At 69.8% G+C, this 9357-nt stretch carries 8 protein-coding genes; 7 read left to right on the top strand and 1 reads right to left on the bottom strand.

Features of this window, described 5'->3' with window-relative positions:
- The 4 genes from AB0J93_RS09990 to AB0J93_RS09975 all read left to right on the top strand — a co-directional run bounded on the left by AB0J93_RS09990 (nucleotide 1) and on the right by AB0J93_RS09975 (nucleotide 2483).
- Nucleotides 1-450: an acyl-CoA thioesterase gene (locus AB0J93_RS09990; RefSeq protein ID WP_363920120.1), complete on the top strand. Its 450-nt coding sequence runs from the start codon at nucleotides 1-3 to the stop codon at nucleotides 448-450.
- Nucleotides 451-473: 23 nt separating this feature from the next.
- The gene (locus tag AB0J93_RS09985; RefSeq protein ID WP_363920118.1) at nucleotides 474-1049 is read left to right on the top strand and encodes a hypothetical protein; all 576 of its coding nucleotides are present in this window, start codon (nucleotides 474-476) and stop codon (nucleotides 1047-1049) included.
- Complete coding sequence (locus AB0J93_RS09980) at nucleotides 1010-1630, top strand: copper resistance protein CopC (RefSeq protein WP_363920116.1); 621 nt, start codon at nucleotides 1010-1012, stop codon at nucleotides 1628-1630. The genes AB0J93_RS09985 and AB0J93_RS09980 overlap by 40 nt, the downstream gene beginning before the upstream one ends.
- A gap of 169 nt (nucleotides 1631-1799) precedes the next feature.
- Nucleotides 1800-2483 carry a winged helix-turn-helix transcriptional regulator gene (locus tag AB0J93_RS09975; RefSeq protein ID WP_363920114.1) on the top strand — a complete coding sequence of 228 codons (684 nt, stop codon included), beginning with the start codon at nucleotides 1800-1802 and terminating at the stop codon, nucleotides 2481-2483.
- 30 nt (nucleotides 2484-2513) lie between these two features.
- Here AB0J93_RS09975 and AB0J93_RS09970 read toward each other — a convergent pair whose 3' ends face one another.
- A complete protein-coding gene (locus tag AB0J93_RS09970; protein ID WP_363920112.1) occupies nucleotides 2514-3947 on the bottom strand; it encodes a DHA2 family efflux MFS transporter permease subunit in 1434 nt (477 codons plus the stop codon).
- Nucleotides 3948-4232: 285 nt separating this feature from the next.
- On the opposite strand from AB0J93_RS09970, the gene AB0J93_RS09965 reads away from it, so the two are divergent.
- The 3 genes from AB0J93_RS09965 (at nucleotide 4233) to AB0J93_RS09955 (ending at nucleotide 9292) form a co-directional block, all read left to right on the top strand.
- A complete protein-coding gene (locus AB0J93_RS09965) occupies nucleotides 4233-5954 on the top strand; it encodes a DUF6851 domain-containing protein (protein WP_363920110.1) in 1722 nt (573 codons plus the stop codon).
- A gap of 53 nt (nucleotides 5955-6007) precedes the next feature.
- Entirely contained in the window at nucleotides 6008-8200 is a 2193-nt protein-coding gene (locus AB0J93_RS09960) for a CRTAC1 family protein (protein ID WP_363920108.1), read from the top strand.
- Nucleotides 8201-8281: 81 nt separating this feature from the next.
- Nucleotides 8282-9292: a hypothetical protein gene (locus AB0J93_RS09955; RefSeq protein WP_363920106.1), complete on the top strand. Its 1011-nt coding sequence runs from the start codon at nucleotides 8282-8284 to the stop codon at nucleotides 9290-9292.
- The last annotated feature ends 65 nt before the right edge of the window (nucleotides 9293-9357 follow it).

Genomic DNA, 9357 nt, shown 5'->3' with positions numbered 1-9357 from the left:
ATGCCCCCGTACTACGAGTACCGGCACGTGGTCGGCTTCGAGGAGACCAACCTGGTCGGCAACGTCTACTACGTCAACTACCTGCGCTGGCAGGGGCGGTGTCGGGAGATGTTCCTGCGGGAGCGGGCCCCGGACGTCCTGGCGGACCTTCGCGCCGACCTGAAGCTGTTCACCCTGCGGGTCGACTGCGAGTTCGTCGCGGAGGTGACCGCGTTCGACGAACTGGTGGTCCGGATGCGGCTGGCAGAGCTGACCCAGACCCAACTCGAACTCGCCTTCGACTACCTGCGCGTCGACGCAGCCGGCGAGCAGCTCATCGCCCGGGGACGCCAGCGCGTCGCCTGCATGCGTGGTCCCAACGGGCACACCCGGCCCGACCGGGTGCCACCCGCCCTGGTTCGTGCCCTACGTCCCTACGGCGCTTACGCCGACGCCCGCGCCGTCGCCTGAACCCAACCGCCTGGAGGTCGTCTGTGAAGAGGTACGAGAGCACCACCGCCCGGCCCGCCGGGTGGATCGGCAGCTGGAACGGTTCGCACCATCGGGCCGCGCTCAACCTGTTCCTGCTGATCGTCCTCGCCCACTGGGCCGAGCACGTCGTTCAAGCCGTACAGATCTGGATCCTGGACATGCCCAGGCCGCAGGCCCGCGGCGTCCTCGGCATGCCTTTTCCCTGGCTGGTGGAGCAGGAATGGCTGCACTACGGTTACGCCCTGATCATGCTGGTCGGGTTCTGGGTGCTCCGACACGGCTTCGTCGGCCGGGCCCGACACTGGTGGTTGGCCGCCCTGGCGATCCAGGTGTGGCACCACTTCGAACACCTGCTACTGCTGATTCAGGCGCTCACCGGCTGGTACCTGGCCGATCGCCTCGCACCGACCAGCGTCGTGCAGCTCATCGCGCCCCGGGTCGAGCTGCACCTGTTCTACAACGCGGTGGTGTTCCTGCCGATGCTGGTCGCCATGTACCTGCACCTGCGTCCGAACACGGCGGAACGGGAGCGGATGTGGTGCAGTTGCCGCTCGGCGTTGCCCGCCGCCGTCCGATGACCGGCCGCCGCAAACCGGGTGGCTCCACCCTGGTCGGCGCCGCGGTCACGCTGCTCGCGGTCGCCGTGGTCGTCCTCGCCGTCCTGGCCGGTTCGGCGCCGCCCCGGCTCACCGCGGTCGCCCCGGCCGACGGTTCCCGCCTGTCCCGAGCGCCCGAGGCGGTGACGTTCACCTTCTCCGCACCGCTCGACGTGCGGGACAGCCACGCGTCGGTGGTGGACCTGGCCACCGGTCAGCGGGTGGACGACGGCCTCCGAATCGACGGATCCACCCTGCGACTGCCGATCGCCGCGCCGGCCGGGCACTACCGGAGCGCCTATCACGTCACCTTCCGCAACGGTCGGGAACTCAATGGCCAGCATGTTTTCTCGGTCACCACCGCCGCACCGGGGGAATCTGTCGCCGCACCGTCGCCACCGGCCGAGACAACCTCCGGTGGTCTGCACCGTCACGGCACGGTCGATGCGGTCAGTGCCGTACTGATCGCCGTCGACGTGGCGCTGATCGCTGTTCTGCTGCTGGTCGCCGCGATCCGCCGCGGGTCGCGGCGACCAGCAGCACGTACCGGAAGTAGTCGTTGACCGCACCGTCGGACCGGAACCCGCGGAGGCCGCGCCGGAAGTCATCACCCACAGACCGCTGGTGACCAGCGGGGATGCCCGTACCGTCGGTGCCGGCACGCCCCGCTGGCACATCGGCTTGCCCCACCGCCGATACTATTGGTTAATATAGTTCGGTGGAGGCATTGTCATGACCAAGCGACGGACCTACAACCAGTACTGTGGTCTCGCGGCCGCCCTCGACGTGCTGGGTGAACGCTGGACCCTGCTGATCGTTCGCGAGCTGATGATGGGGCCCCGGCGCTACGGCAACCTGCTCAACGACCTGCCCGGGGTGGGCACCAACCTCCTCGCCGAACGCTTGAAATATCTCGTCGAGCAGGGCGTGGTGCGACAGGTTGACGCTCCCGGTTCCGCCGCACGGCAGGCTTACGAGCTGACCGAGAGCGGCGAGCAGTTGCGACCGCTCGTTCTCGGTCTCGCCCGGTGGGGGATGGACCATCTGGGCAACCTCTCCGCGGACGACACCGTGCGGCCGCACTGGGGTTTCCTGGCGATCGAGGCGATGATCCAGGACGAGCACGTGCCCGACCTCAACGAGCAGTACGAGTTCCGCGTGGCTGACGAGGTCTTCCACATCGACGTGCGGGAGGGTGCGGCGCGGGCGGTCAAGGGCCCGGCCCCGGAGCCGGCGATGACCGCCACGACGGATGCCGCCACCTTTGTGCAGATCGGCGCGGGACGGCTCACCCCGCTGGCCGCGATGGTGACCGGCAAGCTGGCGATGGACGGCGACATGGCGGCGGTGCTGAGGGCCTGCCTGCTCTTGGGTCTGGACGCGGGGCCGGTGGCAGGGCTGGCGCGCGCCGCGTAACCGCCAGCCCTGGCCCTTGGCTCAGCGCGGTCAGCCGCGCATGGCATCGGCCTCCCGCTGCCGGTCCACCCCGGTCGTCTCGGCCCGCGGTGGCCGGATGATCAGTGCCGGTACCAGCCCGATCAGAGTGATCACCGCCAACACGACCAGGGCCGGCCCGAAGCCGTCGACGAAATCCTGCGGCGAGCGGTAGCCGCCGAAGGTGGCGAAGACCGCCGCGGCCACGGCCACCCCGAAGACAGCGCCGACGTGCCGGCTGGTGTTGCTCACCCCGGACGCGATACCGACATGCGCCGGTTCGACCGAACGCATCACCGCTGAGGCGATGGTCGGGAAGGCGGTCGCCACCCCGACCCCGGCGATGAACAGAGGTACGAGAATGCGTCCGTAGCCGTCCTGAACGTCCGCCCGGAGGCCGATCAGCAGGAAACCGACGGCGAAGAGGAAAAGACCCAGCGCGACCAGGGGCCGCTCGCCGATCCGGTCGGCGACCCGCCCGGCGATCGGGGAGACCAGGGGAGCCAACGCCACCCACGGCAGCAGTCGGATGCCCACCTCGAGCGGATCGTAGCCCAGCGCGAGTTGCAGGTACTGAGCGAGCAGGAAACCGCCTCCGTAGAGGGCCGCGCCCAGCGCGAAGCTGGCCCCTGAGCCGCCGGCGAGACTGAGATTGCGGAAGATCCCCAGCGGCATCATGGGCGCCGCCGCGCGTCGTTGCCACAGCAGGAAGCTGACGAGCAGGACCACGCCGGCCACCAGGCCGATCAGCACCGACGGTCTCGTCCAGCCGATGTCGCCCGCGCGGATCAGGGCGTGCGCGAGCACCACCACACCGGCGGTGGACAGGACCAGGCCAAGGAGGTCGACCGGCTGGGCCTGCCCTCGCGACTCGGTGATCTTCGACCGGCTCAGCCCGATGAGCAGCAGCCCGACGGGCACGTTGATCCAGAAGATCCACTGCCAGTCGAAGCCCTCGATCACGGCACCGCCGACGAGCGGCCCGACCGCCACGGCCAAGCCGGTGATGGCGCCCCAGATGCCGAAGGCGGCGCCGCGTCGGGCCGGCGGTGTGGCCGCCGCGATGACCGCCAGGGCGAGCGCGGTGGCGATCCCGCCACCGATGCCCTGCAGTGCGCGGGCGGCGACCAGCATGCCGATGCTGGAACTCAGCGCGCACCACACCGAGCCGACCGTGAAGATGGCGACGCCGATCAGGAACCACAAGCGGCGCCCGTACCGGTCGCCGAGAGCGGCACCGGTGAGGATCAGCGCGGCGAAGCCGATTTCGTATGCGTTGATGGTCCAGCCGAGGGCGGCGGTACCGGCGTTCAGCTCCTGGTGCAGCGTGGGCAACGCGGTAGTGATGACCAGCACGTCCAGACCGACCATGAACGAGGCGACCGACGCGAGAATCAGCGTCCATCGTTGCCGGGCCGGTGAGTGGTTCGCGTCGTCGAGCGCCATGTTGACTCCGCCTAGGAGGGCTCAGGTGGTCGAAGCGGCGGCGGGAGGTCTGTGTCGGGGCGTCGGTGGAACGCCGTCCACCCGCTGCTTCCGGGACGAATCGAACGTTAGTAGACGCTTTCGAAAGCGTCAACCGACAACGCCGATTGGTCGGTGTTTCACCTGGTGGGGCCCTGCCGTCGGGCGCAAGGTCCGCAATTACTAAGAAAACAGATAGCGATATATGGACCTGCCAGGGGGTCGGAGCTAGTCTGCTTCACGTACGTATAGCCGACCAAGGTGAATGTGTCGTTGTCGCAGGTCACGGTGACCGTGATCGGCGTCGACGTCATCCACCCCTCCGGTTCGGCACCGAGAGCCACCCCGATCCGCCGGCTCGCCGCGGCGGACACCCCGTCGAGTGCGCGCACCCCGAAGCCTCTTGCCCCCGCGCCTGGTGGTGGTCGTGGTGCGCGCGCCGACGGCGATAGCCAACTGGAGGCCACCGTGAAACTCCGTAACAGCGGCATCGGCGCCGCCGCCGCACTCGCCGCGGTGACACTGGTGCTCTCGGGCACCCCGGCCCTCGCGTCCGGCCGGCCCGACCGGCCGCGCCCCGCCCCGGCAGAAACCGTCGTGGTGCGGTGGAACAACCTCGCGCTGGACTCGGTGACCGATGCCGTGATGGGGCCACCGGTGGCCGCCCGAGCCCTCGCGATCATCCACACCTGCATCTACGACGCGTGGGCCGCCTACGACACCCGCGCCGCCGGCACCCGCTTCGGCACCCGGCTGCGCCGTCCGGCGGCCGAGCGGACGTCGCGGAACAAGGAGGAGGCGATCAGCTACGCCGCCTTCACCGCGGCCATCGACCTCTGGCCGGACTCACGGGCGCGGGCCGAGGCGGTGATGAGGCGGCTCGGGTACCCGCTTGTCGGCCGTTCCACCGCCAGCCGGGTCGGCGTCCGGGCCTGCCGGGCGGTACTCACCTTCCGCCATCACGACGGCGCGAACCAACTTGGCGACCTCGCACCCGGGGCGTACACCGACTACACCGGCTACCAGCCCGCCAACGAGCCGATGGTGATGGACGAGGCGATGGACGACGACACCATGCACGACCCCAACCACTGGCAACCGCTCATGTGGCAGGTGAACGGCGTCCCGGAGCCGCAGACCTTCATCGCCCCACAGTGGAACCGGGTCGCGCGCTTCGCGCAGCGCACCAAACTCCCCGTTCCCGCCACCAAACCGCCAGCGCGCTCCGGTAGCAGGGGTTACGCCAGGCAGGCAGGTGAACTGGTCTCCGTCTCGGCCCACCTGACCGACCGGGAGAAGGCCATCGCCGAGTACTGGGCCGACGAGGGCAAGGGCTACGCGATGCCCCCCGGCACCTGGGCGCGGGTGGCCCAGTTCATCTCCCACCGTGACCGCCACACCGTCGACCAGGACGCCAAGCTCTTTTTCGCGGTGACAAACGCCGTGTTCGAGGCGAGCATCGACGCCTGGAGCCTGAAGCGGCGGTACGACTACGTGCGCCCGATCAGCGCGGTCCGCTACGTGTTCCGCGGCACCCGGGTTCCGACCTGGGTACCCAACGGCCGGGGTTCCCGGATGATCGACGGTGGCACCTGGATGCCGTACCAGCCCGCCGCGTTCGGCACCCCACCGTTCGCCGAGTTCCCCTCCGGCCACAGCACCTTCGGCGCGGCCGCCACCGAGGTGCTGCGTTCCTTCACCGGCAGCGACCGGTACGGGGGATCGACTGTGGTGCGCGCCGGATCGTCCCGGGTCGAGCCCGGCACGGCACCGCGCAGAGACGTCGTGCTGACCTGGGCCACCTTCACCGAAGCCGACAAGCAGAACAGCATGTCGCGCCTGATCGGGGGTGTGCACTTCCGGCACGGCGTCACGTACGGCCGCAGCGTCGGGCACGCGGCGGGCGTCTCGGCCTGGCGTGAGGCCAGCCTCTACTTCGCCGGCGTCGCCGACCCGGCGGTTCAAGCCGGTGGCCCGGTGGCGCCATGAGCTCCGCTGCCGGACAGCACTCCGATCGGACGACAACAGTGAATGGAGGCATGATGAAGTCGACAAGACGCACGCGGCGGAGCGCCGTCGCGGTGGCGGTGGTGTCGGTTCTGGCCGTGTCCGGCGCCGCGGTGGCGCCGACCGCAGCCGCAGCGGGCAGCCGAGAGCGGGGGGTGACCTTCCGGGAGATCGCGCTACCGGGCAGCAGTCTCGGCCGGTACGTGCGGGTCTCCTCGCCGGAGCAGGCGATCCGCGACACCAACCTCCAGCGTTCCGTGGTCACCCTGGCGGAGTTCGCCCAGGAGCCGATCCACAGCCGTGGCATCGCCGGCGTGGTGCTCTTCGACTACGACGGCGACGGCGATCTGGACATGTACGTCACCAACGGCCCGGGCCGGGCGAACAGCCTGTACCAGAACCGGTTGGGCCGCAACCGTCAGGTCAACTTCGTCGATGTGGCGAGGTCGGCGGGCGCGGCACTGACCGATGTGGACAGCAACGGAGCCTGCGCCGGCGACATCGACAACGACGGCGACACCGACCTCTACGTGCTCGGCCGGCACGCCCCCAACCACCTGCTGCGTAACAACGGCAACGGCACCTTCTCCGACATCACGGCCGGCAGCGGCGCCGGCGCCGGCAACCTGAGCCACCCGAGTTGCACCATGGCCGACTTCGACGGTGACGGTCTGCTCGACATCGCCATCGCCAACTCCTTCGACATGCACAAGGCGCAGGCCATCGTCGCGGTCCCGTACGCGCTCAACCAGCCCAACCAACTGTTGCGCAACGTCAACGGCCGGCGGTTCGTGGACGTCAGCGAACGATCCGGCTTCACCAACACGGTGGTGAAGGACCCGCCGCCGGAGGACGGGCCGCCCTTCTCCGATCCCTCCTGGGCCATCGCCGCGGTCGACTACGACCAGGACGGTGACGCGGACATCATGGTCGGCAACGACCAGGGTGCGATCCCGATGAAGAAGTACGGCGGCATCGACCGCGGCTACATCCGGGTCTACAACAACGATGGCCGCGGCCGGTTCACCGACGTCACGCACGACGTCGGAATGGAGCCCGGCGCCTGGATGGGCATGTCGTACGGGGACTTCAACTTCGACGGCACGCTCGACGTCTTCGGCACCAACGGTGGTGACTACATGATGCTGCCGCTGGCCGGGGTGCCGCACCAGCTCGGTGATCTGAGCAGCCGGTGGTTGCTGCAACGCCGGGACGGCACCTTCGCCGACCCGCGGCGCTCCTCGATCCAGGAGCCGTCGAAGAACGGGGCGGACCCGGATCTGGGGGGCCTGCGCGCCACCCCGTGGGGCTGGGGCACGTCCGCCTTCGACTACGACAACGACGGAGCCACGGACATCCTGTACCAGGGTGGCCTGGACGCGGTCTTCTTCGGTGCCACTGCCGACAACCCGGCGGCGTTGCTGCGGAACAAGGGGCCCCGGGCGTTGCGCAAGGGCTTCTACCCCTCCTTCGAGTACGACCCGGCGCTTACCAACGCCGGTCCCGATGAGCGGAGTCGACTCGTGGTCGGCGTGGCCGTCGGCGATCTGAACCGGGACGGCTTCACCGATGTGGTGAGTGTGGCCCAGTCCCGCAAGGTCGGCGAGCTGACCCGCTACGGCGACGTCAAGCCCTTCGACTACGGCTCGCCGTTCGACCAGGATGCCAGCTACCTGCAGGTGTACGCGCCGATCCCCGACCAGCCCGGCACCTTCCGGCCGACCGGAAACCACACCGAGCCGGGCAGCCTGTCGGTGAAGCTGAACAGCGGCAACGGCAACCGCTCGGCGACCGTGCGGACGCGGGGCAGCGTGGGGATCACCACCCGCGGCAGCGTCAACCGTGACGGGGTCGGCGCGGTCGTCAAATTCACCCCGAACAGGGGGCTCACCGCCATCCGTCCGGTGCTGGCCGGGTCCAGCATGTCGTCTCAGGATGCCCTGGACGGTGTCTTCGGCATGGGCCGGGCGCGTACCGGCACCGTCGAGGTGCTCTGGCCGGGTGGAGTCCGCAACAAGCTCTACGGGGTGCGAGCCGGTGAGCAGCTGACCTTCCCGGAGATTCCGTGCAGCTTCGCCGACCGCTCCAGCTCGGTGCAGAAGTACACCGGCTGCGTCCAGCGGTCGCTGCGTGAGCTGGTCGCCGCCCGGCAGTTGAGCCGGAGCGAGCAGGGTCGGTTCTTCGCCAGTGCCATGAAGGCGTACCACGAGGCACGCCGCTCCCGGTGACCGTAACCGCCGGTCGCCCGCCGGTCCCTCTCCGGCGGGCGACCGGGCCGCTTCGTCCAGCTCCGAGAAAGGAGCCCTCCGATGCGTCTGGTAACCCGGGCCGTGGCGATGGCGGCCTGCGCCGCCGCGGTGCTGTCCATGTCCGTGGCGGCCCACGCCGCCCGCGGGCACCCCACGGTCCATCACCAGGGCCCGCCGCTGAGTGTGCCCGCCGACCGCTTGGCCGCGAGCCTCACCTGCGGTCCCGGCGTGGTGCACGCCCGCCGCGCCCCGGTCCTGCTGCTCGCGTCCACGGCGCTCAACAGCGGCGAGAACTACGGCTGGAACTGGCAACGCACGTTGACCCGCAGGGGCATCCCGTGGTGTGCCAGCGACGTGGTCGGCAGCGAGTGGGCCAACCACAACATGGAAGACATCCAGGTCCGGGCCGAGTACGTGGTCCACGCGATCCGAACGATGAATCGGCTGTCCGGACGCAAGGTGAGCGTGATCGGGCACAGCCAGGGCGGCATGGTCACCCGGTGGGCGCTGCGGTTCTGGCCGGACACCCGGCAGCGGGTCGACGACGTGATCGGACTGGCGCCGACGAACCGGGGCACCGCGTTGGGCACCGTCCTGTGCATGGATCACTGCGCACCCGCCGGCTGGCAGCAGCGGGTGGGTTCGCGGTTCTTCGCCGCGCTCAACTCCGGGCGGGAGACGTACCCGGGGATCTCGTACACGGTGATCCGTTCCGACGCGGATCCGTTGGTCCCGCCGGAGACGGCGGACCTGACCGGGCCGGGTCGAATCGCCAACGTGCGACTGCAGGACCGCTGTCCCGCGAACACCGCCGACCACCTGGCGGTGGGCACCACCGACCCGGTCGCGGAGGCCGTCGCCCTGGACGCGCTGCGCCACCCCGGGCCGGCGCGCTGGCAGCGGGTGCACCGGGCGGTCTGCGGGCGCACGCTGATGTCCGGCATCGATCCACGTGCCTATCCGGACGATGTGGCCCGCACGGGCCAAGTGTTCAACCACTATTTCGACAGCGCCCCCAGGGTCACCGGCGAACCGGCGCTGGCCTGGTACGCCGTCGCCGCGCCACGGTGAGCGACCGTCCGGCGGGGTGGCATCGGGCGTACCGGACGGTGGTACATCCACGGCGGGGACTTGTG

This window comes from Micromonospora sp. NPDC049374 (assembly GCF_040677165.1).
Lineage (GTDB): Bacteria > Actinomycetota > Actinomycetes > Mycobacteriales > Micromonosporaceae > Micromonospora.
This window is presented reverse-complemented; position numbering and strand designations above follow the sequence as displayed.

Bases quoted from the DNA above. Each gene is read 5' to 3' on its own strand.
- AB0J93_RS09970 (WP_363920112.1), bottom strand. From the start codon at position 3,947: ATGGCGCTCGACGACGCGAACCACTCACCGGCCCGGCAACGATGGACG.
- AB0J93_RS09990 (WP_363920120.1), top strand. From the start codon at position 1: ATGCCCCCGTACTACGAGTACCGGCACGTGGTCGGCTTCGAGGAGACC.
- AB0J93_RS09960 (WP_363920108.1), top strand. From the start codon at position 6,008: ATGAAGTCGACAAGACGCACGCGGCGGAGCGCCGTCGCGGTGGCGGTG.
- AB0J93_RS09955 (WP_363920106.1), top strand. From the start codon at position 8,282: ATGCGTCTGGTAACCCGGGCCGTGGCGATGGCGGCCTGCGCCGCCGCG.
- AB0J93_RS09975 (WP_363920114.1), top strand. From the start codon at position 1,800: ATGACCAAGCGACGGACCTACAACCAGTACTGTGGTCTCGCGGCCGCC.